The 26,302-nt window shown below is 56.0% G+C and carries 23 protein-coding genes; 16 read left to right on the top strand and 7 right to left on the bottom strand.

Going from position 1 to position 26,302, the window contains the following annotated elements; genetic code table 11:
• Window positions 1–356 precede the first annotated feature (356 nt).
• The 5 genes from PK28_RS06360 (at window position 357) to ppsA (ending at window position 7,824) form a co-directional block, all read left to right on the top strand.
• Window positions 357–1,844, top strand: coding sequence for a sodium:solute symporter (locus PK28_RS06360; protein ID WP_044512540.1), 1,488 nt, complete (start codon window positions 357–359; stop codon window positions 1,842–1,844).
• A gap of 110 nt (window positions 1,845–1,954) precedes the next feature.
• Window positions 1,955–2,443, top strand: a complete 489-nt coding sequence (locus tag PK28_RS06355; RefSeq protein WP_156126269.1) for an energy transducer TonB — start codon at window positions 1,955–1,957, stop codon at window positions 2,441–2,443.
• Window positions 2,444–2,644: 201 nt separating this feature from the next.
• Window positions 2,645–4,480, top strand: coding sequence for an ABC transporter ATP-binding protein (locus tag PK28_RS06350; RefSeq protein WP_044512538.1), 1,836 nt, complete (start codon window positions 2,645–2,647; stop codon window positions 4,478–4,480).
• An 84-nt stretch (window positions 4,481–4,564) separates the two neighbouring features.
• On the top strand, window positions 4,565–5,233 hold the full coding sequence (locus tag PK28_RS06345; protein ID WP_044512536.1) for a hypothetical protein: 669 nt from the start codon (window positions 4,565–4,567) through the stop codon (window positions 5,231–5,233).
• A gap of 179 nt (window positions 5,234–5,412) precedes the next feature.
• Complete coding sequence (gene ppsA / locus PK28_RS06340) at window positions 5,413–7,824, top strand: phosphoenolpyruvate synthase (RefSeq protein ID WP_044512533.1); 2,412 nt, start codon at window positions 5,413–5,415, stop codon at window positions 7,822–7,824.
• A gap of 55 nt (window positions 7,825–7,879) precedes the next feature.
• On the opposite strand, the gene PK28_RS06335 is transcribed toward ppsA, so the two are convergent.
• Window positions 7,880–8,881 (bottom strand): 2-hydroxyacid dehydrogenase, encoded by a 1,002-nt coding sequence (locus PK28_RS06335; protein WP_044512531.1) that lies wholly within the window; start codon window positions 8,879–8,881, stop codon window positions 7,880–7,882.
• A 275-nt stretch (window positions 8,882–9,156) separates the two neighbouring features.
• On the opposite strand from PK28_RS06335, the gene PK28_RS06330 reads away from it, so the two are divergent.
• A complete protein-coding gene (locus PK28_RS06330) occupies window positions 9,157–10,050 on the top strand; it encodes a DUF2911 domain-containing protein (protein WP_231576228.1) in 894 nt (297 codons plus the stop codon).
• 72 nt (window positions 10,051–10,122) lie between these two features.
• Here PK28_RS06330 and PK28_RS06325 read toward each other — a convergent pair whose 3' ends face one another.
• The 3 genes from PK28_RS06325 to PK28_RS06320 all read right to left on the bottom strand — a co-directional run bounded on the left by PK28_RS06325 (window position 10,123) and on the right by PK28_RS06320 (window position 14,643).
• A complete protein-coding gene (locus tag PK28_RS06325; protein WP_044512525.1) occupies window positions 10,123–11,847 on the bottom strand; it encodes a sodium:solute symporter family protein in 1,725 nt (574 codons plus the stop codon).
• Window positions 11,844–11,975, bottom strand: a complete 132-nt coding sequence (locus PK28_RS21125) for a hypothetical protein (RefSeq protein ID WP_262489743.1) — start codon at window positions 11,973–11,975, stop codon at window positions 11,844–11,846. The genes PK28_RS06325 and PK28_RS21125 overlap by 4 nt, the downstream gene beginning before the upstream one ends.
• 142 nt (window positions 11,976–12,117) lie before the next feature.
• On the bottom strand, window positions 12,118–14,643 hold the full coding sequence (locus PK28_RS06320) for a PIG-L family deacetylase (RefSeq protein ID WP_044512523.1): 2,526 nt from the start codon (window positions 14,641–14,643) through the stop codon (window positions 12,118–12,120).
• Between the two features lie 405 nt (window positions 14,644–15,048).
• On the opposite strand from PK28_RS06320, the gene PK28_RS18910 reads away from it, so the two are divergent.
• The 4 genes from PK28_RS18910 to PK28_RS06300 all read left to right on the top strand — a co-directional run bounded on the left by PK28_RS18910 (window position 15,049) and on the right by PK28_RS06300 (window position 20,145).
• Window positions 15,049–17,376 carry a T9SS type A sorting domain-containing protein gene (locus tag PK28_RS18910; RefSeq protein ID WP_156126268.1) on the top strand — a complete coding sequence of 776 codons (2,328 nt, stop codon included), beginning with the start codon at window positions 15,049–15,051 and terminating at the stop codon, window positions 17,374–17,376.
• 105 nt (window positions 17,377–17,481) lie between these two features.
• Window positions 17,482–18,315 (top strand): MOSC domain-containing protein, encoded by an 834-nt coding sequence (locus PK28_RS06310; RefSeq protein ID WP_044512520.1) that lies wholly within the window; start codon window positions 17,482–17,484, stop codon window positions 18,313–18,315.
• A 313-nt stretch (window positions 18,316–18,628) separates the two neighbouring features.
• On the top strand, window positions 18,629–19,426 hold the full coding sequence (locus PK28_RS06305; RefSeq protein WP_048825670.1) for a DUF547 domain-containing protein: 798 nt from the start codon (window positions 18,629–18,631) through the stop codon (window positions 19,424–19,426).
• A gap of 44 nt (window positions 19,427–19,470) precedes the next feature.
• A complete protein-coding gene (locus PK28_RS06300; protein WP_044512518.1) occupies window positions 19,471–20,145 on the top strand; it encodes a DUF2461 domain-containing protein in 675 nt (224 codons plus the stop codon).
• A gap of 118 nt (window positions 20,146–20,263) precedes the next feature.
• Here the strand turns inward: PK28_RS06300 and PK28_RS06295 are convergent, their stop codons facing one another.
• The gene (locus PK28_RS06295) at window positions 20,264–20,887 is read right to left on the bottom strand and encodes a deoxynucleoside kinase (RefSeq protein WP_044512515.1); all 624 of its coding nucleotides are present in this window, start codon (window positions 20,885–20,887) and stop codon (window positions 20,264–20,266) included.
• A gap of 287 nt (window positions 20,888–21,174) precedes the next feature.
• Between PK28_RS06295 and PK28_RS06290 the strand changes: the two genes are divergently transcribed.
• Window positions 21,175–21,618, top strand: a complete 444-nt coding sequence (locus PK28_RS06290; protein ID WP_044512511.1) for a hypothetical protein — start codon at window positions 21,175–21,177, stop codon at window positions 21,616–21,618.
• A gap of 22 nt (window positions 21,619–21,640) precedes the next feature.
• Here the strand turns inward: PK28_RS06290 and PK28_RS06285 are convergent, their stop codons facing one another.
• Entirely contained in the window at window positions 21,641–22,297 is a 657-nt protein-coding gene (locus PK28_RS06285) for a hypothetical protein (protein WP_156126267.1), read from the bottom strand.
• Window positions 22,298–22,439: 142 nt separating this feature from the next.
• On the opposite strand from PK28_RS06285, the gene PK28_RS06280 reads away from it, so the two are divergent.
• Together PK28_RS06280 and PK28_RS06275 are read left to right on the top strand one after the other, a co-directional pair.
• Window positions 22,440–22,958 (top strand): GNAT family N-acetyltransferase, encoded by a 519-nt coding sequence (locus PK28_RS06280; RefSeq protein WP_044512506.1) that lies wholly within the window; start codon window positions 22,440–22,442, stop codon window positions 22,956–22,958.
• A gap of 84 nt (window positions 22,959–23,042) precedes the next feature.
• Window positions 23,043–23,264 carry a CDGSH iron-sulfur domain-containing protein gene (locus tag PK28_RS06275; protein WP_044512504.1) on the top strand — a complete coding sequence of 74 codons (222 nt, stop codon included), beginning with the start codon at window positions 23,043–23,045 and terminating at the stop codon, window positions 23,262–23,264.
• Window positions 23,265–23,339: 75 nt separating this feature from the next.
• Here PK28_RS06275 and PK28_RS06270 read toward each other — a convergent pair whose 3' ends face one another.
• A complete protein-coding gene (locus tag PK28_RS06270) occupies window positions 23,340–23,600 on the bottom strand; it encodes an acyl-CoA-binding protein (protein ID WP_044512502.1) in 261 nt (86 codons plus the stop codon).
• A gap of 120 nt (window positions 23,601–23,720) precedes the next feature.
• On the opposite strand from PK28_RS06270, the gene PK28_RS06265 reads away from it, so the two are divergent.
• The 3 genes from PK28_RS06265 (at window position 23,721) to PK28_RS06260 (ending at window position 26,233) form a co-directional block, all read left to right on the top strand.
• The gene (locus tag PK28_RS06265) at window positions 23,721–25,013 is read left to right on the top strand and encodes an amidohydrolase family protein (RefSeq protein ID WP_044512499.1); all 1,293 of its coding nucleotides are present in this window, start codon (window positions 23,721–23,723) and stop codon (window positions 25,011–25,013) included.
• Between the two features lie 74 nt (window positions 25,014–25,087).
• The gene (locus PK28_RS20370) at window positions 25,088–25,582 is read left to right on the top strand and encodes a hypothetical protein (protein ID WP_156126266.1); all 495 of its coding nucleotides are present in this window, start codon (window positions 25,088–25,090) and stop codon (window positions 25,580–25,582) included.
• A gap of 132 nt (window positions 25,583–25,714) precedes the next feature.
• A complete protein-coding gene (locus PK28_RS06260) occupies window positions 25,715–26,233 on the top strand; it encodes a CinA family protein (RefSeq protein ID WP_044512497.1) in 519 nt (172 codons plus the stop codon).
• Window positions 26,234–26,302: the final 69 nt, after the last annotated feature.

The following is a 26,302-nucleotide window of genomic DNA, read 5'->3' as shown; positions in this document are numbered from 1 at the left end:
ACCGTAAAATTGCTGCACTAACCAACTATAATTACAATTCAGACAGGTTAGCAATTCGGTTCTAAAATTGGGGGTTTATCGGCAATATTTAACTATTTAAGCTATCTGTTTCTCAAATTTATCCATTATGCCTTGTTACACGCTCTACGGTTTGTTACAAAAGAAATACACTGGCCTGACCTAATGAGTACCCAAGCGTCGGCCGGTTTGTGTGCTTCTTTTCTGACCTTTGCCTGATAAGGCGATGAGCAAGTAGAAAGCGGTTAGTTTTGACTTTCTAGCCCCTATTTTTTTCAGGTAAGGCCAGTCCTTTTCAACTCGCCCACTCCCCAACAACGATTACGCAACCACCAAGAATGTCTCCCACCCTGATTCTGAGCCTGATTGCGGGCTACTTCACTGTTCTCATCATCATTGCGGTGCTCACCTCCCGCAAAGCCACCAGCGAGTCGTTTTTCATTGCCAACCGCAACGCGCCGTGGTACATGGTGGCCTTTGCCATGATTGGCACCTCGCTGTCGGGCGTCACCTTTATTTCGGTGCCGGGCATGGTGCAGTCGCAGTCCTGGAGCTACATGGCAGTGGTGTTTGGGTATCTGGTAGGGTATCTGGTGATTGGGCTGGTGCTAATGCCACTGTATTACCGCCTGCAGCTGGTGTCTATCTACACTTATCTGGAGCAGCGGTTTGGCTTCTGGAGCTACAAAACCGGGGCGCTGTTTTTCCTGATTTCCCGGGCCATTGGCTCGGCGTTCCGCCTGTACCTGGTGGCGGGCGTGCTGCAGCTGGCCGTGTTCGATAAAATGGGCGTGCCGTTCTACGTCACGGTGATTGTGAGCATTCTGCTGATTTACCTCTACACCTTTAAGGGCGGCCTTAAAACCATTCTCTGGACCGATACTTTCCAGACGCTGGCCATGCTCACCTGCGTGGGCGTGAGCATCTACCTGATTTCCTCGGAGTTGAACCTGGGCCTGAAAGAGCTGGTGAAGACGGTGAAGGACAGCTCCATGTCGCAGATCTACTTCAGCCACCTGAAAGACGACAAGTTCTTCTGGAAGCAGTTTGCCTCGGGCGCCTTCATCACCATTGTAATGACGGGCCTGGACCAGGACCTGATGCAGAAAAACCTGAGCTGCCGCTCCCTGGCCGATGCCCAGAAAAACATGTTCTGGTTTACGCTGGTGCTGGTCTTCGTGAATGTGCTGTTCCTCACGCTGGGCGTGCTGCTGTACCAGTTTGCTGCCGTGAAGGGCATTCAGCTGCCTACCAACGCCGAGGGTAAAATCATTGGCGACAACGTATTTCCGCTGCTGGCCACCAACCATTTCTCCCTGTTTGCGGGCATTATCTTCATCCTCGGCATCATTGCCGTTACCTACGCCTCCGCCGACTCGGCCCTTACGGCCCTCACCACCTCCTTCTGCGTCGATTTCCTCAACATTAAGCAGTACCCCGAAAACCGGCAGAAAAACCTGCGCCAGCTCACCCACCTCGGATTTTCCGTGGTGCTGATGGTCATTATCCTCATTTTCCAGGCCCTGAACGACCAGAGCCTGATTACGGCCGTGTTTAAGGCGGCGGGCTACACCTACGGGCCGCTGCTGGGGCTGTTCTCCTTCGGCATCCTTACCCGCCTGCAGCTGCGCGACCGGATGGTGCTGCCCGTGTGCGTGGCTGCGCCCATCATCACCTACATCATCAACGTTAACTCAGAGGCCTGGCTGGGCGGCTATAAATTCGGGTTTGAAATCCTGCTGCTGAACGGCGCCCTTACCTTCCTGGGGTTGCTGGCCATTTCCCGCACGGCGCAGGTGCATGAATTGAACCCGGCTCACGCCTGAGGGGTTAGGCAGCAACGGTAATGGGGTAGTTGTGCGTACCTTTGCGGGTCCGGGCGGTGTCTGCCTGTTTCCACCGGTTTGTCCTGTTCACCTTGTTAGCCTGCTCACTCGTGAAACACCTGCTCCTTTCTTTGCTATTGGTAGGCCTGGCTGCCTCCGCTCAGGCCCAAACCCAGCCGGCTCCCGCCCCTAAGCAGCCCACCGTACTCCGGCCCGGCCACATGCAGGCGCAGCGCACCCCCGCCACTAACCGGCCCGATGTACCACCCCAGTTCCCGGGTGGTGCGGAGGCCTTAGGAGAATTTTTTGCGCTGAATGTACAGTATCCGGAGGCCGCGCGCGTCAAGCAGATTACGGGCAGCGTGCTTACCGCTTTCACGGTAGAGGCTGATGGCCGCCTGAGCAATGCTACGGTGGTCAAAGGCCTTTCGCCGGAGTGCGACGCCGAGGCCCTGCGCGTGCTGGCTTTGTTGCCGCCCTGGAAGCCCGCCACCCGCAAGGGCGTGGCGCTGCCGGTGCAGGTGCAGCTACCAGTGCCGTTTGCCAATAGCCAGATTGTAGAAATCGAAAAATCGAAGACGAAAGTAAAGTTTGAATAATCAGAATGAGTAGCGCTACGAGTTAGATGTTAGTTCCCCTCCTCAGCTGAGGAGGGGCCAGGGGTGGTTGAAATACTAGGGCTAGAAAACCAAAATCTAGTCATCGTTCAACGAGTTTTACCACCCCGCCCTGCGGGCACCCCTCCTTAAAAAAGGAGGGGAACTAGCGCCACCTAATTTGTAGCTCCGAATACCTCGAACATGGCCCGAAGTGGAATGAATACCAGCGGCACAACCCTTGACCCGGATGTACCCAAGAAGAAGTTAACCAAAGAAAATCTGCGGAAGGCCCTGCGGATTTTCCGCTATGTACTGCCGTACCGGACCAAATTCATTGTGGGCATGGTGCTGCTGGCCTTGTCCAGCGCCACCGTGATGTGCTTTCCCTGGGTGATTGGCAAGCTCACGGACACTGCCAACGGCAAGCCTTTTATCCTGCCCAATGGCAGCGCCATTTCTATCAATCAGATTGCGCTGGGCCTGTTTGTCATCATTGTCTTCCAGGGGCTGTTTTCGTTCGGGCGCATCTGGTTTTTCACGCAGGTGAGTGAGTTTACGGTGCGGGATATCCGGCAGGCGCTCTACGCCAAATTTGTGAGCCTGCCCATTCCGTACTTCGAGAAAAACCGGGTGGGCGCCATCACCTCACGCATCACTTCCGATGTCAGCCAGATTCAGGATTCCTTTTCCTTGACGCTGGCCGAGCTGTTCCGGCAGATTATGACCTTGGTGGTAGGCATTGTGTTTATCATGATGGTGTCGGTGAAGCTGTCGATGTTTATGCTGCTCACCTTCCCGCCTATTGTGCTGCTGGCTATGGTGTTTGGGCGTAAAATCCGCGTTTTGGCTAAAGCCACGCAGGACGAGCTGGCCAAGACCAACGTCATCGTGGAGGAAACGCTGCAGGGCATTAATACGGTGAAGGCTTTCACCAACGAGCAGTTTGAAACCCGCCGCTATTCTGCCTCGCTCACCAACACGGTGCGGGCCGCGCTGAAAAGCAACCTCTACCGTGGTGGCTTTGTGTCGTTTGTGATTATCGGCCTGTTTGGCGGCATTATTCTGGTGCTGTGGCGTGCGGCCTCGCTGGTAGCCGCCGGCCAAATGACCATCGGCGACCTGACTTCCTTTGCGCTGTACACCATCTTTATCGGGGCATCCGTAGGTGGCCTCGGCGAGCTGTACGGCAAAGTGCAAAGCACGCTGGGCGCCTCCGAGCGGATTCTGGAAATCCTAGACGAGCCCTCCGAACCCACGCACCGCGCCCGCGTGGCCGGTACCGCTCCGCTCCAAGTGCGCGGCGACATTGACTACCGCCACGTGGCCTTCAGCTACCCTACCCGCCCCGATCTGGCGGTGCTCAAAGACATTACCTTCGATATTCAGGCCGGCGAGAAAATTGCGCTGGTAGGCCCCAGTGGCGCCGGCAAAAGCACCATTGTACAGCTACTGATGCAGTTCTACGAGCTCAGCGGCGGCAAAATCCTCATCGACGGCCACGACATCCGCCAGTTCGACCTCACCGAGCTGCGCAGCCACATCGGCATTGTGCCCCAGGAAACGCTGCTGTTCGGCGGCAGCATCCGGGAGAACATTGCCTATGGCAAAACCGACGCCACGGATGAGGAGATTATCACGGCCGCCCGCAAGGCCAACGCCTGGCAGTTTATCTCCACCTTCCCCGAGGGGCTGGATACGCTGGTAGGCGAGCGGGGCGTGAAGCTCTCCGGCGGCCAGCGCCAGCGCGTGGCCATTGCCCGCGCCATCCTGAAAAACCCCGCCATCCTGATTCTGGACGAAGCCACTTCCGCCCTCGACTCCGAGAGCGAAAAGCTGGTGCAAAGTGCCATGGACGAGCTGATGCAAAACCGCACCAGCATCATCATTGCCCACCGCCTCAGCACCATCCGCAAAGTGGATAAGATTCTGGTGATTGACGGCGGCCGCATTGTGGAGCAAGGCACGCATGAAGAGCTGGCCCATAATGAGAATGGATTGTATGCGAATCTGCTGAAACTGCAGTTTGAGTTGAGTTAAAATTCCGACGTTACTTCCAAAAAGGGCGAAGCATAGCTTCGCCCTTTTTCGTTACATTGATTCGGTCAACTATCTAAACGATTGATGCGCACTACTTCCTATTCCCTCCCTCGTGTGCTAACCCTCGAGTTCGGGTCAGTTATTTTTTTCGGGGTGTGGCTGATGGTGGTGCTATTCTATGTGCTGACTTCTACGGGTCCGTCGCCCATAGCTGCTCCTTATGTAAATACTCCTACTTGCAGTAATAACTGCTCTAAAGGGCTTGAATATGCCATTATAGTTCACCTTGATGCGCAGGATAGGTTTCACCTTTCTGCAAACCAGCCGCACCTGTTAGGAGCCATTATTCAACGGGTAGCTAAACAGCACAACGTCTTGTTCACACCGCAACAAGAAGAGCAGCTTGAACAGCTGCCTTTTCTAAGCCAGGATGTTAGGCAATTGCCAAAGTGGCTCGATATGCCACCTGCACGGCGTCAGCTACAGCTTAATGGAATTCCACTAACGCTTGAAAACGATTCAGGGCTATTGACAGAACTTCTCTTAGCCGGGCTTCAGGAAGTGCAGAATCAAAGCCCCGCAAATATATTATCTCCGCCACCGAATCAGGGGGTAGAGCCGGGAAATGATACAGGTTGTGCTATTGCTATTCGAGCTGATAAAACGGTTTCTTCTCATCGGGTTATGGCTTTGATTCACCAATTTGAAGAGATGGGTATTCGACGAATAAAGCTGGTTACTGAAATGGAATAGCAAACTCTATTCTCCGGCTGATAAGCCTCTTTCATATACCTTCTTAATGAGTGTAAATATGCCTGACCAATGTCACCCCCCAAGATGACATATATCAACGCATAAGCTCTTTATATACCGCATCTTAACAGTTCTTCCTCACCGGCCGTCACGTACCCGGCCGTATTGCGAGAACCAATATGGATGCGACTTACACTATTCCCTTTCGTGAACTATCCAGCAGCGCGGTAGGCGTAGTTGGCGGCAAGAATGCCTCCCTGGGCGAGCTGTTTAATCAGCTGATGCCGAAAGGCATTAACGTTCCCGATGGGTTTGCCACCACGGCCACTGCCTATTGGTTGTTACTGGATGAAAACGGTATTCGGGAAAAGCTAGCCGCGTTGCTCGAAACCGTGGATACTAAGGAATTCAGCAACCTGCATGAGGTAGGAACAGCGGCTCGGGCGCTGGTGCAGAATGCCACCATACCGGAACCAGTTAAGGCTGCCATTACCGCCGCTTACCAACAGCTCAGCACCGATACGCCGACGGGCGCGCAGGTAGCCGTGCGCAGCAGCGCCACCGCCGAAGACCTGCCTTCCGCCAGCTTTGCCGGCCAGCATGATTCGTTTTTGAATATGGAAGGCATCGAGGCGGTGCTGGACGCCTGCCGCCGCTGCTACGTCTCGCTGTTTAACGACCGGGCCATCAAATACCGCATTCAGAATGGCTTTCCGCACATGCAGGTGGCTTTATCGGTGGGGGTGCAACGCATGGTGCGCTCCGATCTGGCCTCGGCGGGCGTGGCGTTTACCATTGAGCCGGAAACCGGTTTCGAGCCCATGATTTACCTGACGGGCAGCTGGGGGCTGGGCGAAAACGTGGTGCAGGGCGCCGTGAATCCCGATGAGTTTTACCTGTTCAAGACCTCCATGCGGGCCGGGCATCAGTCATTAGTCAGCAAGAAGCTGGGCGACAAAGCCCGCACCATGCGCTACGCCGCCGCGCACACCGGCCCCGGCCCTACCATTGAAAACGTGCCCACGCCCCCGGAGCAGCAGGCGCAGTTTGTACTAACCGATGCCGAAGCCGAGCAGCTGGGCCGGTGGTGCCTGCTGATTGAGGAGCACTACGGCCTGCCCATGGACGTGGAATGGGCCAAAGACGGCCAAAGCAGTAAGCTCTACATTGTGCAGGCCCGCCCCGAAACCGTGCACCACGGCCACCAGGAACTGCAGCTGCACGAATACCACCTGCAGGAGCGCGGCCCGGTGCTGGCCACGGGCAAAGCCGTTGGCAGCCAGATTGCCTCCGGCATTGCGCGCATCCTCAACTCCCCCGCCGAAGGCCACCGCCTGCAGCCCGGTGACATTCTGGTGGCCGACATCACCAACCCCGACTGGAACACCGTGATGCGTAAAGCCTCAGTATTGGTCACCAACCAGGGCGGGCGCACCAGCCACGCGGCCATTGTGGCCCGGGAGCTGGGCCTTTCGGCCGTGGTGGGCACCGGCAACGCCACCCAGCAAATTCAGGATGGGCAGCAAATCACGGTTTCCTGCGCCGAGGGCGACGCCGGTTACATCTTTGCCGGTAAGCTACCCTGGCAGGAAACCACCATCGACCTGAGCTCCATCCGGCTGCCGCGCACCAAACCCATGTTTATTCTGGCCGACCCCGACCAGGCCATGCGGCTCTCGCGCTACCCCAACCAAGGCGTGGGGCTGATGCGCATGGAATTCGCCATCAGCAGCAACATCCGCATTCATCCCATGGCCTTGGTCAAGTTTGATGAGCTGAAAGACGAAGCCGCCCGCCAGGAGATTGAACAGCTCACGCGCTACTACCCTTCCAAAGCGGAGTACTTTGTGGAGAAGTTGTCGCAGGCTATTGCGCTGGTGGCCGCCGCGTTTTTTCCCAAGGATGTGATTGTGCGCATGAGCGACTTCAAGACCAACGAATACGCCAACCTGCTGGGCGGGCGCCAGTTTGAGCCGGAAGAGGAAAACCCCATGCTGGGCTTCCGGGGTGCCTCGCGCTACTACCACCCCGCCTACCGCGAGGGCTTCCGGCTGGAATGCCAGGCCCTGAAACGGGTGCGCGACACGCTGGGCCTTACCAACGTGAAGGCCATGATTCCCTTCTGCCGCACCGTGGAGGAAGGCCAGAAAGTGGTGGATATTATGCGGGAGTTTGGCCTGGCGCGCGGAGAAAACGGGCTGGAAATCTACGTAATGGCCGAAATTCCCAGTAACGTGCTGCTGGCTGAGCAGTTTGCCGCCGTGTTTGATGGGTTTTCCATCGGCTCCAACGACCTCACCCAGCTTACCCTGGGCATCGACCGGGACTCAGCTATTGTAAGTGCGCTATTTGATGAAAACAACCCGGCCGTGAAGCTGCTATTGCACCAGGTAATTCAGGCGGCGCACCGCTGCGGCGTGAAAATTGGCCTGTGCGGCCAGGCCCCCAGCGACTACCCGCAGTTTGCCCAGTTTCTGGTGGAGCAGGGCATCGACAGCATTTCCTTCACCCCCGATGCGCTGCTACAAGGCATTCATAACATGGTGCGCGCCGAAGCCGGCCGCCGGGCGGCGCCTGTTACATCCGGCTAAAGGCCTTCCTTATCGAAAGAGAGAATGTTGCACCGCCCTTCCCGCGCGGTGTTCACTAGCCGGGGCGCAGCTCATTCACGCACGTTTGTTTTTGCTCCCAGCAGTTGATGTTTAAGAAGGTGGTAGCGGCTATGTTGGTGAGGGCCTCGTGGGTGAGAAAGGCCTGGTGGCCGGTTACCAGCACATTAGGCAGGCTAACCAGCTCGGCCAGCAGCGGGTCGGTTTGCGGCAGCGGCTGCTGAGAACGGTCATTGAAAAACAGGCCCTTTTCAAACTCATAAACATCCAGACCCAGATAGCCCAGCTGCCCGGTTTTCAGCGCTTCCAGCGCCGCTTTGGTATCCAGCACCCCTCCCCGGCCGGTATTAATCAGCATAACGCCGGGCTTCATTTGCGCCAGGGCAGCGGCATCCAGGAGGTGGTGCGTTTGGGGCGTTAGCGGTGCATGCACCGTTATAATATCCGCCTGGGCATACAGCTCCTCCCGCGTAACATAGGCCAGGCCAAAGCGCTGGCACAGCTCCGGGTTTTCCACCACATCGGCGCCCAGCAGGTGGCAGCCAAACCCGTGCAGAATGCTGGCCATAACGGCCCCAATGCGCCCACAGCCCAGAATGCCCACCGTTTTGCCGTGCAGATCAAAGCCCACCAGGTTATCCAGGCGGAAGTCGCCACGCTGCAGTTGCGCGTGGGCGCGGCACAGCTGGCGGTTCAGGCCCAGCATGAGGGCCAGGGCGTGCTCGGCCACGGCGTAGGGCGAGTATTCGGGCACGTTGGCCACGCGCAGACCCAGGCGGGTGGCAGCGGCCAGGTCTACCTGGTCGTGGCCCACGGCGCGCACGGCTACGTAGCGCACGCCCAGGGCCTGCAGCCGCTCCAGAATGGGGCCCGAGGCATCGTCGCTGGTGAAAAGGGCTACGGCCGTGCTGCCCTGGGCCTGCTCCACGGTAGCAGGGCCCAGCGCATCGGTTACAAAATGCAGCGCATGCTGCCCCTGGGCGGCTTCCAGGAGGTAAGGCTGTTCAAAGGCGTGGGCACTAAATACCGTGATTTGCATACAAGTGAGTTTTGCCCGAAAGTGAAGAAAGAATGCGTGACTGCCCCGGCAAGATGTAGCCGGGGCAGGCCTGATACGAAGGTCAGGCGCCCGGGCAGATCAAACCAATGATATCCATCAGTTAACCCGGTTAATTTGCGTAAGTGACCCGCAATTGCCAAAACAAATCCGCACGTAGCTGTTTACCCTGGCAGGCATTGCTGAACCAGGCCCGGCATTGCGCAAAAGGTGTACTTTTACCTCCCATATCAACCTTTCTTCCTTACTCTATGCTGTTGAAAACACCCTCTGCTTTGCTGACCGGTTTTGCGCTGGCCGGCGCACTGCTTCTCTCGGCTCCTGCTGCCCAGGCACAGCTAAACACCCCGGCTGCCAGCCCCAAAAGCACCGTTACGCAGCGCGTAGGCCTCACGGAAGTAACCATTACTTATTACCGCCCCAGCGTGAAAGGCCGCGTGATTTTCGGCGACTCCACCAGCAAGGCGGTGGTAGGCTACGGCAAGCGCTGGCGCACCGGCGCCAACTCTACTACGGCCATCAAGTTTTCTGATGATGTGACCGTGGAGGGCAAAAAAGTACCCGCCGGCGAGTATGGCATCTACACCATTCCCGGCAAAACGGAGTGGACGGTAGTGCTCAACAAAAGCCTGAAGCAGGGTGCCGACGTGGCCGGCTTTAAGGCCGCCGATGATGTAGCTTCCTTTAAAGTGAAGCCCTACAAGCTGGGCCAGAAGGTAGAAACCTTCACCATCAACTTTGCTGACCTTACTCCCGCTACCGCCAACGTGGATATGCAGTGGGAAATGACCGGCGCCAAGTTTAAGGTGATGGCCGATGTGGACAGCAAGGTAATGGCGCAGATTGACGAGAAGGTCATCAAAAATGCCTCGCCAAGCGCCAACGACCTGGCTGCCGCCGCTGCTTACTACTACGATAACAACAAAGACCCCAAGGAGGCCCTGGCCTGGATTCAGAAAGCCAACGCCACGGAGCCCAAGTTCTGGAACGTGCTGACGGAAGCCAAAATCCGCATGAAAATGAAGGATTACAAAGGCGCCGTAACGGCCGCCGAGCAGTCGAAGAAGCTGGCGCAGGAAGCTAAAAACGCCGACTACGTGAAGATGAACGACGCCCTGATTCTGGAAGCCAAGAAAGCCGGCAAGCTGTAAGCCCCGGCTCATTAACCGGCCACTGAAAACGGAAAAGCCCCTGACCTCCGCAAGGAAGTCAGGGGCTTTTTTTTATGACAAGGCAGCGGGCTGTTTGGGTTGACTTTTCTGCCGGTCCACTAATTTTTGACCCAACTCAGCCAGCAGCATTACCGCAAAGCAGCCCAGAATATTGTACCACAGGTAGGCAATATCCGTGAGCCAGAAAGCCAGGAAGGTGGCTGCCTGCGTGATAACAGCCGCCCAGAATACGGCCCGGCCATGCACCTGCTTTTGGAAGAACGCCACGGCAAAAATACCCAGGATGGTGCCGTAAAACAGGGAGCCCAGAATATTCACGGCCTGAATAAGGTTTTCCATGCGGGCGGCAAACAGCGCAAAGCCAATTCCCAGCACGCCCCACCCCACCGTAGACCAGCGCGACACGGCCACCAGATGCGCATCGGGGCAGTGCAGGCGCCGTGTAAAGGGCCGGTATAGGTCAATAACGGTGGTAGAGCCCAGGGAATTGAGGCCCGAGGCGGCCGAGCTCATGGCCGCGCTTAGCACCACGGCCACCAGCAGGCCCACCAGCCCGCGCGGCAGGTAGCGCAGCACAAAGGAGATAAACACATAGTCGGTGTCTTTGGCATCGGCGGCGGGTGCCACCTGCTTTACCAGGCCCTGCCACGAGGCCCGGATGCCCGCCGCGGCGGCCTGGGTGGTTTGCAGGCGCTGGTTGGCGGCGGCCTGGGCTGGGGCGTTGTTCTGCTGGTGAGCTGCTACCAGCGCGGTGGCCGCTGCGCGCTGCGCGTCCTGCACCGCACTGTATTCCCGCTGCAATTGCTGGGCCCGGGGTGCCACGGCGCTGCGCATTACCCGCTCATAAATGGGGCGGTTGAAGGTGAGGGGAGCTGGCTGAAACAGGTAGAACACAAAAAGCAGCACGCCCACCAGCAGAATCCCAAACTGCATGGGCACCTTCACCAGGCCATTCATGAGCAGGCCCAGGCGGCTTTGCGTTATGCTCTGGCCGGAGAGGTAGCGTTGCACCTGGCTTTGGTCGGTGCCGAAGTAGGACAGCGCCAGAAACAGGCCGCCCGTCATGCCCGTCCAGAAGTTATAGCGGTTTTCCCAATCGAAATGAAAGTCAACCAGGTTCAGCTTGCCCATACGCCCGGCCAGGTGCATAGCATCAGAAAAGCCTACTTCGGCTGGCAGATAGTGCACCAGCAAGTAGCCGGCCACCACCATGCCGCTGAAGATAACGGCCACCTGCCCCTGCTGCGTAACGGTAACGGCGCGGGTGCCCCCGCTCACGGTATAGCCGATAATGGCGGCGCCCAGCAGGCACACCGTTACGGTAGTATTCCAGCCCAGAATAGCTGACAACACCAGCGCCGGGGCATACAGGGAAAGTCCGTTGCTGAGGCCGCGCTGGAGCAGAAAAAGCCCTGCCGCCAGGGTGCGGGTGCGCTTATCAAAGCGGCTTTGCAGGTACTCGTAGGCAGTATATACCTGCAGGCGCTGGTAAATTGGCACCGCTATTATCGAAATCAGGACCATGGCCACGGGCAGGCCAAAGTAGAACTGGATAAAGCGCATGCCATCAGCGTAGGCCTGGCCGGGAGTGCTGAGAAAGGTAATGGCCGAGGCCTGGGTGGCAATAATGCTCAGCCCCACGCCCCACCAGCGGGTTTGGCGGCCGCCCAGCAGGTAGCCATCCAGCGAAGAACCCGCCTGCCGCGTACGCCAGGCCCCGTAGCCAATGATAAAGGTCAGCGCCCCCGCCAGTACGGCCCAGTCCAGCGCGCTCATGTGGCAAAGTAGCCGCTAAGCCACACAAACAGCCCTATTTCCGCCGCCAGCGCTGCCAGCACCAGTCCGTACCAGGCCCGCCAGGAGGGCAACAGCGGCGGTTTATTTGTTTCGGGGGTTGCGGACATGGGCTGTATTAAATCTTTGTCATCCTGAGCTTGCGAAGGACCTTCTCACGCATGCAAAAGTTGTTGTTTCGACAGTTGTTCTAGCGTGAGAAGGTCCTTCGCAAGCTCAGGATGACAATCTGCTGGGCGAGATGATTACTTATTATTTACCAAGCTCAATCATATTGGTGAGCAGGCGGTACGCACCCGGCACGCCGGCCGGCAGTTCCCGGAAGAACGACAGGCCGGTGTAGATATAGTGGCCTTTGCCGTAATCGGCAACCAGAATGGCGCTTTCTTTGGCGGGCTCACCGGGGTCGTGGCTGCTGATGATGGTCTGGTATTTGGGGTCCCACTGCGAGGGGTAGTAGAGGCCCTGCTCCTGCTGCCAGCCTTCAAAATCCTGGCTGGAAATCTTGTTGGGCGTATTCAGCAGGGCGTGTTGCGGCTTGAGGAACGTAACGGCCGCATTTTCTACGGTAACCCGGTCGTTGGAGAGCTTCATGGGATATGGGCCAATTTCGGGCAGTACCGTGCCCCGGCTCACGGTGTACTGCACTACCAGGTTGCCGCCATTTTCCACGTATTGCAGCAGAGTGGGTTGCTGGTATTTCAGGCGGTCCAGGGTGTTGTAGGCACGTATGCCTACTACCACAGCTTGGTAGCGGCGCAGGCGCTCAGTGGTCAGATCTTCGGGCTTGAGCAGCGTTACGTTGTAGCCAATCTGGCGCAGGGCATCCGGCACCTCGTCACCGGCACCCATGAGGTAGCCGATATCCTGCTTCCGCCGCTTCAGATCCAGCTTCACCAGCGGGGCCACGGCCTCTGGGAAGAGCGTTTGGGTGGGAATGTGGTTGTAGGCAATAGTCTGGATGCCGCGGCTGTATGCCTGGCCATTCATGGTGGCCACGGCACGCAGCTGGCCGGTGCTCTGTTGGCTACTCGTGGGCTGCACCTGAAACTCCACCGTGCGTTCTTCATCCTTGTTTTTGATGTCGAACGGAATGCTGGCGGGCTCTACTTTCCAGCCGGTGGGCACTTGGAGGGCCACGGTGCCTTTGGCATCAGCCTGACCAGCTTTCAGGGTTACCGGAACGGTTTTAGGCTTGTTTTCAGCGAAGACGTAGGCGTGCCCCACAATGTTTACGGCTACGGGCGGCACTATGGCCAAGGGACGATACTTCTCTCCTTCTACCGGGTCGGTGCTTTTGTATTGAACGGGAACGGTGTAATCTATGGATTGGCTGCCTATTAAAAACTCAAATGTCACCTCGATGCTTGGACCAGTTTCGGGCTGTCCACGTTCAAGTTGCTTTTCTACTTTATACATCCCGATTGAGCCTCTTGTATTCAACCAATAGGGCTGAGAGGTCATCGTATCCGAAGCCATAAAAGCAACCTCTCTTTTAAGTAACGATTGACGTCCAGCAGGAAGCTTATCCTCCTTACCGACTGCAGTTATAGCAAACTCCTGCCCTGAATACATTATGCTAATCAGGTCAGCTTTAGGAAGCTGTTTGGAGTTCATGAGCCGTGAGGTTACCTCAATTGTAATTGGCACATTCTCCCCTGCTACTATACTTGAACTACTTGCTGTTGCTTCTAAATACAGGCCAAGTGTTGCCCGAATCAGCTCGTTGACTTGGTTTTCCTTTTGCTCAACCCAAAATTTCTCATTTGTAAGAGGCGCTACTTTTAGCTTCCGTAGTGTAGCTCGCACCTTTAGCAGCCCCGCCACACTCGCCGCCGGATTTGCAGCATCATACTTCTGGATTACCTCCTCAAGCAGCTTGCCCACGGCAGCGCCGCCTTTCACGCGGTTCCAGCTCATATCCACGCCCTCAAACAAATCCTTCTCCGCCTTCTCCCCTTTCAGCAGTTGGAAATATTCCAGCGCCTCGCCCCGCGTGGCGGCAGAGCCAAAGCCCTGGCTTTTGTGCTGGGAGCGGCTGCGGGCAGCTATTTCGCCGTAGCTCAGGCCCAGTAGCGGATTGTAGCCACCGGCATCCAGCTTCAGGTAGCCACTCATATCCTCACCAGCCTTCACGAAGAAGGAGCCGGTGTTCCAGAGCAGGCGCTTAGGCTGCCAAGGCTGCACGTACTTCAGCTGTTCGGGGAAGCGTTTGGGGTCGCCGGCAGCATCAAAGGCTTCAATGGCCAGCATGGCCGAGGCAGTGTGGTGGCCGTGGCCGGCCCGGGCATCGGGTGGAAAGCGGGTGATGAGCACATCGGGGCGGCGCTGGCGAATTACCCAGACCATATCGGAAAGCACTTGCTCTTTATCCCAAATGGTAAAGGTTTCCTCGGCGGTTTTGCTGAAGCCGAAGTCGTTGGCGCGGGAGAAGAACTGCCGGCCGCCATCGATGCGGCGGGCCGCCAGCAGCTCCTGGGTGCGGATGACGCCCAGCTGCTCGCGCAGCTCCGGGCCGATGAGGTTCTGGCCGCCGTCGCCGCGGGTGCAGCTGAAGTAGCCGGTTTCCAGCAGGCGGCCATTGGCCATGTAGGCTATCAGGCGGGTATTCTCATCGTCGGGGTGGGCGGCTATGTAAAGCACCGAGCCCAGCACGTTCAGCTTTTTCAGGCCCAGCAGTATTTCCGAGGAGGAATAGGTTTTGGGGGCCTGGGCCAGGGTGGTGAAGGGCAGCAGGAAAGCCAACACCATGGTATTCCACCAAAAAGACAAGCGCATATATCCAAAGTTCAGGTAGGCGGCAAAGGTACTAGTTCACCATATACACGAGAACAAGCCTAGACACTGCTTTGGTTAGATAAATTCTGGTTGCTTGAAATTTAGCATGACGTATCAGCGGACTAGCATATTATCTATGTAATTATTTGACAATCAAGTTTTTATAATTATAATCTAGTTTTATAAACGTTCATAAAAAATAATTTATCCTATTGATTATTAAAATTATTTAATAAAATAAAAATCCTTTTAAGGCATCTAACTCCTTCTATGCCTTCTAATATAGCCCAGCAGGCCGGGTACAAGCTCTAAATGTAAAATATGATACGAACTGAATAGGATCCAAAATTGCATTATTATTATTAATTATATTGCTTTACCAGCACATCATTATCTTATTTGTATATGAGCAAGCTACTCTCCGCTTCCGTCCTCCGGATGGCGCTGTGCCTCGTGTGCCTGTTTATTTCCTTTACTGCGCACGCAGCTACCGCAGATGGGAAAATCACCCCAAACGAATATAAAGCTTCCCAAACCAGTGGTAGCTATACCTGGTACCTAGATTGGGATAATACATATTTGTATGTAGCAGTCCAGCAGAATGGAGGAACCAATCTTGCTGCCTGGACGCTGCCCTCCGTATTATTTCTGGATAACAACCCGGCCCTGCCCGTTAATAGCAACCTTTCCTCCGATGGCACCCTGGTTGGGATACCGTATACTGATCCGGCTAATAGCAACAGCAGCCTAACGTTTAAGCCCCCTTTCCGGGCAGACAGGGCTTTCGTTTTCACAAATGACGGGCTAAGTTTTTATCTGGCCAACACCAGTACGGGCACTTGGTTTTCGCCGGCTAATTATCCTTCCGCCACTAATCCGGAATCGGATCCGGCGCAACTGTACGCCGGGTCACAACAGGGAAATACCCCTTCTATCATCCGGGAATTCAGGGTGTACCGAAGCGCTATAGGCATGGAGGGCAGCGCCTCCGCTTTCAATTGGTTTGCCTATACCCTGAGAAACTCAAACGCTACCTCCGGCAGCCAGATACCAAAAAACAATCCTGACCCACTCCTGACCGCAGGCAGCCAAATACAGCCCGCCTCCTTCTACTACACCGTGCCGGGTATGGCCGATGCTGACCGGAGTTCAATCTTCAGCCGGGTTAGCTACTCTTACCAGGATGCCAGTGTAGTTCCTGTTACCTCTCCTTTTTATGACTTCACTGTAAATGCTCCCGGGCAGACATTAACCCTGGAAGCACCGTTGGTAATTAATGGCAATTTTTCCCTTTACCAAGGAAATATTCGACTCCAAGGCCTTTCCAGCCTCACCATACTAAAGAACTTTCTGGTAGGCGAAAACGCTTCTTTCGCGCCCAGCGCCAACAATGCAGCCGGGCAGTATACCCTTAGCGTAGGTGGCGACTTTAAAATAATGGGAACCTTAAACCCCGGAACAAGCACCACTTCTTTCACCGGGGGCAACCAAAACATTTTACTGTCGGCTCCAACGCAGCTTTACCGGCTTATCATCACTAAGCCCGGGGTAAAGCAATTGTATAATGAACTGGAAATCCTGCAGGAGCTTCAGCTAAAGGATGGCATAATTAATACCGGTGCTCATCGGCTGAAGATGATAGTGGATGGGAAAAATATCATGCTGACGGAGGATAAGGGCTATGTATTGGGCACCGTAGTAGCCATCAGCAAAGCCCCTGTAAATGTGCCCGGCAACTATAACTTCGGCGGCATTGGGCTAAAGCTGAATGCGAATGGGAATAATGGTACCAGCCAGGGCCCCAGCCTGGGTATTACCACCGTTACGCGCTATACCGGCACTACCCTCTACGGCCAGGCACTACCACCCTACGACCCCTACAATCTGGTTTTTGCCAAGAGTATTAAGCGGCAATATGTGGTAGAGCCTGCTTACAAAGGCGAGAATCAGCCGTTAAACGTAAACCTGGTGTTCACCTACCGGCACGATCCTGCCGTACCCACCGTATTGGCAGAACCCACTGAGCTAAACAGCATTGCAGAAGCTAATCTGATACTGTTTCGGTCTAACTCCCTGCAAGGCCCCTGGCAGCTCATGAAACCACCGGTCCGTAACCCCGATGCCAATACGGTTGGGGTAACTGGCATCACTAATTTCTTTGAGCGATTCATCTTCACTTTGGGTGATGGCGCCGCCCCCCTGCCCGTCACGCTCACCGCGTTTACCGGCAAACCGGCCGTGGGCGGCGGAGTGCAGCTCACCTGGAACACGGCCTCCGAGCTAAACAACCATGGCTTCACCGTAGAGCGCCAGCTGGCGGAAAACCGGTGGGAAGCCCTGACTGCCTTGCCCGGCAAGGGTGCCAATGGCGGGCGCTACACCTATCTGGACCGCAAAGCGCAGGGTAGTGCCACCTGGTATTACCGCCTCCGGCAAACCGATGACGATGGCACCGCTACTTATTCCCAGGTGGTGGCCGTTACGACTGGCGCGCAGGCAGCCCGTCAGCTTCAGCTAAGTCCGGTGCCCACTTCCGACGTGCTGACGCTCAGCAACCTGCCCGAGGGGGCAAAAGAGCTGGTTGTTCTCGACCAGCTGGGCCGGGAACATCTTCGGCAGCCGGTAACAGGCACCACCGCTACTATTTCGGTCAGCGCCCTAGTGCCCAGTACTTATTCCGTACGCGTCCAGGGGGCTGGCACCGTGCAGAATGCCCGCTTTATCAAGCGTTAACCCTATTTCCGCCGTGCCCGGTCCTCCTCGCCGCCTTGGCCAGTCGGACCGGGCATTGCTATAATTATCGTTCGGGAGCTTCCGCAGACTTGTACCTTTGCGGATATGGCCGCCTCTCCCCTTACGCTCTCTGCCCTTTATATTTATCCGGTTAAGTCCCTGGGCGGCATTCCGCTGACGGAGGCCCAGGTGGAGCTCCGCGGCCTGCGCCACGACCGGCGCTGGCTGATTGTAGACGCCCGCAACCAGTTTATGACGCAGCGGCAGCAGCCGCATATGGCCCTGCTGCAGGTTTCGCCGGCCTATAACGGCTTCCTGCTCACGCACCGCCAGCGCCCGGATCTGCTTCCATTATATATCCCTTTTGAAGCCACCCCGGAGCGCACGCTTTTCGTCACCATCTGGGACGATATGGTGTTTGCCTGGCGCGGCACCCCCGCCGCCGATGCCTGGCTGACGGAAGCCCTGGGCCAGACCTGCCGGCTGGTTTATATGTCGGATATGGTGATGCGCGCCACGGAGCCGGAGCATAACCCGGCCAATCAGATGGTGAGCTTTGCCGATGCCTACCCCTTTCTGCTGGCCGGCGAAGCCTCCCTGCAGGAGCTGAACACGCGGCTGGCCGAGCCGGTACCCATGGACCGTTTCCGGCCCAACTTCGTGTTTTCCGGCGGCACGCCCTGGCAGGAAGACACCTGGGCTGAGTTTCAGATTGGAGACGTACGTTTTCAGGTGGTAAGGCCCTGCGCCCGTTGCCCGGTTACCACCATCAATCAGCTAACCGCCCAGAAAAGCGCGGAGCCCCTTCGTACGCTGGCTACCTATCGGGCAGCGGGAAACAAAGTGCTGTTCGGGCAAAATGTGACCGGGCCCGGGCAGGGGGTGGTGCGCCTCGGCGACGTAATTACCGTGCATGAACATAGAGAAGCGCACGCCTAGTCCGGCGGTTTTTGGGAGTTTCCTGAAGCTTAAATACGGCAAAGCAGGCGGCCACTGTGGCGGTAGGCACGGCTACGTGCGGCCAAAGAATTGCGTTTGCACCGTATTTTACCACATTTGCCAGCCTCCCCAGCCCATTAAGCCTCTGATTTATCTATGGTTATAGTGCATTTTCTGGGCAAGTAATTACCTTTGACTAGCCCAGAACTGCTTTTAGCAATAAAAGCAGCTTAGGGCACCGCTACTCCTCTCTTACAGGCTGGCCTTCACACCGCTTGCCTGCCCCCGCTCCTCACCTCTATTGCATTTCTTCATGGTTTTCCCTTCCCGGCTCCTGCCCGCGCTCTTGGGCTGGCTGGTGCTGTGCATGCTGTCCACCAACACCTTGGCAGCAGACGGCCCCGCCCAGGTGCATCAGCTTTGGAATGAGCTGCTGTTCAAGCACGTAACCCCCGATGGCCGCGTGGACTACCAGGGCTTCCTGGACGAGGAGGAAAAACTGGCCGAATACCTGCAGGTATTGGCCCAAACCACGCCCAACGAGCAAACCTGGACCCGCGACGACGTAAAAGCCTTCTGGCTGAATGCCTATAATGCCACCACCGTATCCCTGGTGCTGGAATACTACCCGGTCAGCAGTCTTAATACCGTACGGGTTAAGTCAGCGAATGGCTTTTCACTCTGGGAAGCGCCAACCGTAATGGCAGCCGGCCACGAATATTCCCTGAACCAGGTAGAGCGCACGCAGCTGCGCGACAGGTTTCAGGACCCGCGCATTCATTTTGCCTTGGTAAGCGGCGCCGTTTCCTCGCCCGTGCTGCGTAACGAGGCCTATGAAGGACGCCGCCTGCACGCCCAGCTGGAAGAGCAGACCCAGCGTTTCCTCCTTGATCCGCTGCTTAACACCATTACCCCGGAGCACGCGCAGCTCTCCAGCCTGTTCGACTGGTATTCCGCTGAATTTGGCCCCGATACCACCGCCCTGATCGGTTTTATCAACCGCTACCTGCGCACTCCACTGGCGGCCACGGCTCAAGTGGACTTCCTGCCCTTTGACTGGCGCCTGAACGACCGGCAGGCCCTGAGCGGCACCCAGGCGCTTACCCGCTAGCGGGTATTTCCCAACCTCCCGGGCCCCGGCGTAGTTATACCAGGATGGATAGAGCTTTTCTACTGAATTTCCTGCGCCAGCTGGCGGCCAACAACCATAAAGCCTGGATGGATGCCAACCGGGCCGACTATCACCGTGCCCGTGCCATCTATACGGAGCTGGTGGCGGAATTGCTCCGTGGGGCCCAGCGCTTCGAGCCTGATTTGGCGGCGCTTTCGCCTTCGGATGTGATGTTCCGCATCAATAAAAACGACCGGTTTCAGCAAAGCAACGAGCCCTATAAGCGCCACATGGGCGCGGGCGTAAAGCCCGGTGGGCGCCATAGTCCGTGGGCAGGCTATTTTATTGCTCTGGAGCCCGGCGGCGAAAGCTACGTAGGCGCCGGCCGCTGGATGCCCGAACCCGCCCAGCTGGCCCGCATCCGCCAGGAAATTCACTACAACGGGGAGGCCTTCCACGCCATGCGCCAGCAACCGGAGCTGCTGCGTCACTACCCCACCGGCCTCGACCGCAGCCAGGCCCTGAAAACCGCCCCTAAAGGCTATGACCGCACCGACCCGGACATTGAATGGCTGCAGCTGAAAAGCCACTTTGTCTGGCACTCCATTCCCGATGCCGATGTACTGCGCCCCGATTTTCCCGAGCAGGTGCTCACAGCCTGGCGCGCTGCCCAGCCCCTGGTGCACTTCCTGAACGATGCTATGGCCGCAGAGGAATAAAGAAACCGGACAGCCTAAAAAACAAAAGCCCTTGCCGCGTGATAACGGCAAGGGCTTTTTTTATTGAAAGAAGCGGCTAGAAGGTCAGTTAAAGGATTCTACCCGTTCAGTCCGGTTACTAAAACAGCCCAAATAAAGTACTGTTAATCCGGTCTACAATGATGCCCAGGTCTTCCGGGTTATTCACGTAATCGAGCGTGTTGACGTCGATAACCAGCAGGCGGCCATGGTGGTAATTGCTGATCCACCGCTCATAATGCTCGTTGAGGTTTTTCAGGTACTCAATTTTGATGTTGTTCTCGTAGTCGCGGTTGCGCTTCTCAATCTGCGAAATCAGCTTGGGCAGATCTGCTTTGAGGTATAGCAGCAGGTCTGGCGGGTCTACCATGCTCACCATCGATTCAAACAAGCCCAGGTAGTTGTGGTAGTCGCGCTCGGGCATCAGGCCCGACTCATGCAGGTTGGCCGCAAAAATGTGCGCGTCCTCGTAAATGGTGCGGTCCTGAATAACGCCTTTGCTGGCCTTTTGCAGCTCTTTTATGCGCTGGGTTTGCTTAAAGCGGCTGTTGAGGAAATACACCTGCAGGTGAAAAGCCCAGTGGTGCATATCGTCGTAGAAATCTTTCAGGTAGGGATTATGATCCACATCTTCCAGAAAGACTTCCCAGTTGAAATGATGCGCCAGTTTGTTGGCCAGCGTAGTTTTGCCGGCGCCAATGTTGCCGACGATTGCAATATGCATGAGCGAAAGGAAGGACAATAAGTGAGCTACAAAAGTAGTGGAAACCCGTGGCCCCCGCATCATTTATTGCCCAGCTTAGGGCCGCTAATTGCCCGGCAGCTACTACGCTTATTTGCTGGATTAAATACTCAAAAAAGAGTATATTTTCAATTCATTATCCTTGCGTTTCTGCTTCTCACCAACCTGAAAAAGGCCCTGGCGGGGAAGAAACCAGGATTACCGTTCTGTAAGTATTCCGCCTCGGAGCATCGGCCCCTTATCCGCATGCTCAAGTTACGTCTCCGCACATGCCATTTCTTTCCACTACCTACGCCGATTTGGGCACCGTGAACGATGCGCAGGGAAACCTCATTGCCTCGTTTCGGAATTATGCCAACGAGCAGCTTCTTTACATTAGCTGGAGTGGCAATCTAACGGGTAAGGAAGTTATTCAGGTGGCCAAAGCAGCCCTGAAGCTGCAGCAGCAATACCACTTCCCGCTGATTTTGAACGATAAAACCCGCGCCACCGGCGACTGGTCGGAAGCCATGCCCTGGCTGGAGTTTGAATGGCTCCCGGCTTCTCTGGATGCCGGCCTGCGGGCCTTTGCCTACGTCTTTTCGCCGGATATGGAAAGCCATTTAATTTCCACGGAATTCGTAGAAAAGGTGGGCAAGCACCTACCTATCCAACTTTTCTACGATATTCCTTCGGCCAGTCAGTGGCTGTATCAGCAACACAAAGCCGCGTAGCATAGTACGCGGCTGGTGCTAATTAGCGCACATAGACTTCTTTGCCAGCCCGGGCAGCCTCCAGCGTGCGGAATTCGCCCTGCAAAGAGCGCACCCGCAGCCGCTGCTCCAGGGTTAGCTGCTGACGCACTTTCTCATACCGCGTGTTTAAGCGGGTAAGCACATCACTGGCCAGGGCCCAGTCCTGCAGCGTCCACTGGCGGCGCTGCTCGCGCGTGTTGGTTAGCAGGTGCTCATACAGCTCGGGCAGGTCGGCGGCCGGGGCGCGGCTAATGGCTACCTGCTCATTGAGCAGCCGGTTTTGCGCCTGCTGGGCAGTTTCAGGCTGCTTTTCCTGGGCTTCCAGGCGCTGCTGCTCATCAGACCAAGCCTGGTAGCGGGCCTTTTGGGCGCTGTATTCCCGCCGCGACTGCACCGAGAGGCTATCAGTGGCTTTGTCCAGGCGCTTGCTCTGGCGGTCGAAGTCGGCCATCAGGCCGGGCCACTCGCGGCGGGCGCCCGTTTCGGCCTTATCCATCTTATCACTCACCCAGTCTACAAAGGAGCGCAGGTCGCGCTCGGCGGCCGCAGAGGCTGGTTGGGTGGCTCGGGTAGTTCCTTTTTGCTGCGCCGAGGCAGCCAGCGGCGACAGGGAAAGGCCAGCGGCCAACAGGGCGAAAGTCAGAGAAAGTCGTTTCATGTGGTGGCAAGTAGAACAGGTAAGAAGAACGGTGGGCTTCCGGAATACGGTATAAGCGGCCCGGCAATTTCCGGCCCAAAAACGTGGGCGCACCCAGCTCATGTTCGTTTTTTGAATAAAAAATGACGTTTTTGCACCTGTTATGACGTCTGCTGCTCCCGCTTCTGTTACCATCCGGCCTGCTACGCTGGAGGATATTCCTACCATTATTGAGCTGGCGGAGGCTACCTGGGAGCCAACTTACCGGTTCATCATCTCAAAGGAGCAGATTGACTACATGTACCGGGTGATTTACACGCCGGTATCCCTGCAGCGGCAGATGGCGGAGGAAGGACACACGTTTTTGCTGCTGTATGCGGATGGTCACCCGGCCGGCTACGCCTCTTTTTCGCGCCAGCCCACGGGCGCAGCCCTCTACAAGCTGCATAAGATTTACCTGCTTCCCTCCCACCAGGGCCAGGGACTGGGCCAGCATCTTATTCAGGCCGTAGAGCAGGCCACCCACCAGCTGGGCGGCCGCACGCTGGAGCTGAACGTGAACCGCTACAACCCTGCCATTGCTTTCTATGAGCACCAGGGCTTCCAGCGCCACCAGGAGGTAGATATTCCCATTGGCCCCTACTGGATGCACGACTACGTGATGCGCAAAGAGCTGCGCTAATCAACTATTGGGGCAGACTAATGCTGCTCCGCCGGTATTGCCCTTTTTCAGAATCAACTTATCATCCCTTTAATACCCCACTTCATGGCCACTAAAATCACAGTTCTGAGCAACGGCTCCCTCCGCGTAGAGGGAGAATTTGAAATTGTAGATGCCCAGGGCAACACCTACGGCCTGGCGGGCCGCGAGCGGGTGAGCATCTGCCGCTGCGGGCTTTCTAAGAACAAGCCCTTCTGCGACGGCTCCCACAAAGGCCACTTCGAGCACAATGCCGAAGCCTTCGACCTGCCGGCGCCTAAAGTATAGCGCTGCGCAGATCAGCATTAAAAAAGCCCCGGCATAGCTACGCCGGGGCTTTTTTAATGGGTGTTTTAGGCAGACTTATGCGCCCTGAAATAGGGAATCTACCAGGGCTACATACTCCTGGCGGGCATCGTCCTGGCTTTTACCGTTGAGGTTGGCCCAGGCATCGTACTTGGCAATGGCTTTAAAATCGAAGCCGCCGGGCCGGTCGCCCTGTACGTCGCCATCGGTGGCTTGCTTGTAGAGAGCATATAGCTGGAGCAGCACGGTGTTGGAGGGTTTGCTGGGCAATTGCTGAGCACGCTGAGCCGCTGCTTCAAATTCTTCCTGGGTTGCCATAAAATCGGGATGTAAGAGGGAAAATACGCTATACTCGTGGTGAGCAAGTTACTTATCCTGCCGGAATTCATGCTGCATGCAGCATAATTTATCTTCTTTCTTCCCTTTCCTGTTCTCCATATGCGTCGACCTTTACTATTGCTGGCTTTCACCGCTGGATCCTTGCTGAGTGGTTTTTCTGCTCAGGCCCAAAAAACTTACGTGCACTGCGGCCGCCTGCTGGATATGCGCAGCCCGCGCGCCCAAACCAGCATGACGGTGGTAGTGGAAAAAGGCCGCATTGTGGCCGTAAACCCGGGCTACCAAACCGGTGCCGCTTCGGATAAAGTCATCGACCTGAAAAATAAAACCGTGCTGCCGGGCCTCATTGACTGCCACGTGCATCTGGAGGGCGAAACCAGCAAGGACAACTTCCTGAAAGAGTTTACCGAAAACCCCGCCGATGTAGCCTTTGCCTCCCTGGAGCACGCGCGCAAAACGCTGCTGGCCGGTTTCACCACCGTGCGCGACCTGGGGGGCTCCGGCGTGAACACGGCCCTGCGCAATGCTATAGCCCGGGGGCAAGTAGTGGGCCCGCGGGTATTTACCGCCGGCAAAGCCATTTCCGGCACCGGCGGCCACATGGACCCCACCAACGGCTACCGGCAGGATTTGATGGGCGTGCCCGGCCCCGCCGATGGCGTAGCCAACGGCCCCGACGAATGCCGCCAGGCCGTGCGCGAGCAGTACAAGCGCGGCTCCGACCTGATTAAGATTGCCTCCACCGGCGGGGTGCTGAGCGTGGCCAAAGATGGCAGCGGCGCCCAAATGACGGAGGAAGAAATAAAAGCCATTGTGCAAACCGCCCACGATCTGGGCCTGAAAGTGGCCTGCCACGCCCACGGTCCGGAAGGCATTAAGCGGGCCATCCGGGCCGGCGTAACCAGCATTGAGCATGGCTCTCTGATGGATGACGAAGGCATTAAGCTGATGAAGAAGTACGGCACCTGGTACGTGCCCACCATCACGGCCGGCAAATCGGTAGCCGACTCCGCTAAAATCCCCAACTACTACCCGCCCCTGGTTACGCCCAAGGCGCTGGCCATTGGTCCCAAGCTGCAGGACACGTTTGGGCGCGCCTACAAGGCGGGGGTTAAAATTGCGTTTGGCACCGATGCTTCCGTATTCCGGCACGGCGTGAATGCCCTGGAGTTTCAGTACATGGTAGAAGCCGGCATGCCGGCCCGAGAAGCCCTGCAGGCGGCGACGGTGCGGGCGGCGGAGCTGCTGGGGCAGCAGGAGCAGCTGGGCACCGTGGAGCCCGGCAAACTGGCCGACCTGGTGGCCGTGGAGGGCGACCCGGAGCAGGATATTAAAGTAATGCAGCAGGTGCGCTTCGTGATGAAGCAGGGCGTGGTGTATAAGCAGGAGTAAATACCCATTTTATACTGCTAAAAAATAACGCAATATTTTAAACAATAATTTCGCGTTTATAAATAATAAATATTATGAAATACATAAAATTTACACAGATGATCCAAAATGCATTGATCTGTTTTTTATTGACACTAATATCATGCGAAAACAAAGAACAGGATGATCATAACATAAAGAACGTATTTACTGGAAAAGGTTATCTTCTTATAAGTGATAGGTCTGAAGATGGGCAGCATCCCGTTGTCTTCTTCCCAACAGAGCACATTGATACCTCAGACATATACAAGTCGATTTCACAAGCAAAAATAGGCTTGTCATTTTCTATGGGACTTGATCAAATAAACGAGCTAGGCATAAATAAAAAATATTCTCTGGACCCTTCACTGGACCTAATACATAGCAATCCATCTTACATTATGCCCGTAAAAATTTCTTATAAAGTTGATTACTTAGAAAAGAGCCATTTACCAATTGTTTTTAAATACAAAGAGGTTACTATTTCTGCAGTAATAACACATGCACCAATGAACATAAATATAATAGACGTTCAAAAATCATATCAATAAAATGATTTATTTCTACTAAGCAGGCGCGGCACTATTATTTAGAAATTTGATCAGCATTCGAATATCTGCAACTTCCCTGGGACTGTCTGGCGTATGGGAGCATACTTTCTATAGCCCAGTTACGCTCTCTTTATGAAATCTACCTTGGTTGATGATCTGGTTAAAAAATTCCTGCAGCACAAACTCACGCTGGCCCTGGCCGAGAGCTGTACCTGTGGCTGGGCTACGGCGCAGCTGGCTCCGGCGCAGGGCATAAGCGAAGTACTACTGGGCTCGGTAGTTACTTACCACGGCGAGGCCAAGCAGCGCCTGCTGGGCGTGAAAAAGAAAACCCTGGACACCTATACCGCCGAAAGCCAGCAGACCACCAACGAAATGGCGCAGGGCCTGCATCAGCAACTACCTACGGCCGATGTATGCGTAGCTATTACCGGACTGTTTGGGCCAGGCGCTTCCGAAACTCCGGATAAGCCCTCGGGCACCATCTTCGTTACCATTTTGCTGGAGGGCCACGCCCAAGAGTACCGGGAGCAGCTAAAAGGCCCAACGGATAAGTTTCGGGACCAGGCCGCTGAGTTTATTTATACCAGGCTGGATGAGCTGCTAACCCGCCGCCAGGAGGCGCCCAATTCCCTGGTAAAGGGCAGTTAAACCTCCATTGGCTTACTGTTGATTTTCCGCAAATCGTAGTACCACATTTTTTTCTGGCTGCCTGCTTTT

The sequence above is a fragment of the Hymenobacter sp. DG25B genome, assembly GCF_000801315.1.
Taxonomy (GTDB): Bacteria; Bacteroidota; Bacteroidia; order Cytophagales; family Hymenobacteraceae; genus Hymenobacter.
The sequence above is the reverse complement of the archived record's forward strand: the minus strand, read 5'-3'. Positions and strand labels throughout refer to the sequence as shown.

Bases quoted from the DNA above. Each gene is read 5' to 3' on its own strand.
- PK28_RS06260 (WP_044512497.1), top strand. From the start codon at position 25,715: ATGAAATCTACCTTGGTTGATGATCTGGTTAAAAAATTCCTGCAGCAC.
- PK28_RS06280 (WP_044512506.1), top strand. From the start codon at position 22,440: ATGACGTCTGCTGCTCCCGCTTCTGTTACCATCCGGCCTGCTACGCTG.
- PK28_RS06320 (WP_044512523.1), bottom strand. From the start codon at position 14,643: ATGCGCTTGTCTTTTTGGTGGAATACCATGGTGTTGGCTTTCCTGCTG.
- PK28_RS06300 (WP_044512518.1), top strand. From the start codon at position 19,471: ATGGATAGAGCTTTTCTACTGAATTTCCTGCGCCAGCTGGCGGCCAAC.
- PK28_RS06350 (WP_044512538.1), top strand. From the start codon at position 2,645: ATGGCCCGAAGTGGAATGAATACCAGCGGCACAACCCTTGACCCGGAT.
- PK28_RS06265 (WP_044512499.1), top strand. From the start codon at position 23,721: ATGCGTCGACCTTTACTATTGCTGGCTTTCACCGCTGGATCCTTGCTG.
- PK28_RS06360 (WP_044512540.1), top strand. From the start codon at position 357: ATGTCTCCCACCCTGATTCTGAGCCTGATTGCGGGCTACTTCACTGTT.
- PK28_RS06305 (WP_048825670.1), top strand. From the start codon at position 18,629: ATGGTTTTCCCTTCCCGGCTCCTGCCCGCGCTCTTGGGCTGGCTGGTG.
- PK28_RS06345 (WP_044512536.1), top strand. From the start codon at position 4,565: ATGCGCACTACTTCCTATTCCCTCCCTCGTGTGCTAACCCTCGAGTTC.
- PK28_RS06285 (WP_156126267.1), bottom strand. From the start codon at position 22,297: ATGAAACGACTTTCTCTGACTTTCGCCCTGTTGGCCGCTGGCCTTTCC.
- PK28_RS06335 (WP_044512531.1), bottom strand. From the start codon at position 8,881: ATGCAAATCACGGTATTTAGTGCCCACGCCTTTGAACAGCCTTACCTC.
- PK28_RS18910 (WP_156126268.1), top strand. From the start codon at position 15,049: ATGAGCAAGCTACTCTCCGCTTCCGTCCTCCGGATGGCGCTGTGCCTC.
- PK28_RS20370 (WP_156126266.1), top strand. From the start codon at position 25,088: ATGAAATACATAAAATTTACACAGATGATCCAAAATGCATTGATCTGT.
- PK28_RS06325 (WP_044512525.1), bottom strand. From the start codon at position 11,847: ATGAGCGCGCTGGACTGGGCCGTACTGGCGGGGGCGCTGACCTTTATC.
- PK28_RS06275 (WP_044512504.1), top strand. From the start codon at position 23,043: ATGGCCACTAAAATCACAGTTCTGAGCAACGGCTCCCTCCGCGTAGAG.
- PK28_RS06270 (WP_044512502.1), bottom strand. From the start codon at position 23,600: ATGGCAACCCAGGAAGAATTTGAAGCAGCGGCTCAGCGTGCTCAGCAA.
- PK28_RS06290 (WP_044512511.1), top strand. From the start codon at position 21,175: ATGCCATTTCTTTCCACTACCTACGCCGATTTGGGCACCGTGAACGAT.
- PK28_RS06295 (WP_044512515.1), bottom strand. From the start codon at position 20,887: ATGCATATTGCAATCGTCGGCAACATTGGCGCCGGCAAAACTACGCTG.
- ppsA (WP_044512533.1), top strand. From the start codon at position 5,413: ATGGATGCGACTTACACTATTCCCTTTCGTGAACTATCCAGCAGCGCG.
- PK28_RS21125 (WP_262489743.1), bottom strand. From the start codon at position 11,975: ATGTCCGCAACCCCCGAAACAAATAAACCGCCGCTGTTGCCCTCCTGG.
- PK28_RS06310 (WP_044512520.1), top strand. From the start codon at position 17,482: ATGGCCGCCTCTCCCCTTACGCTCTCTGCCCTTTATATTTATCCGGTT.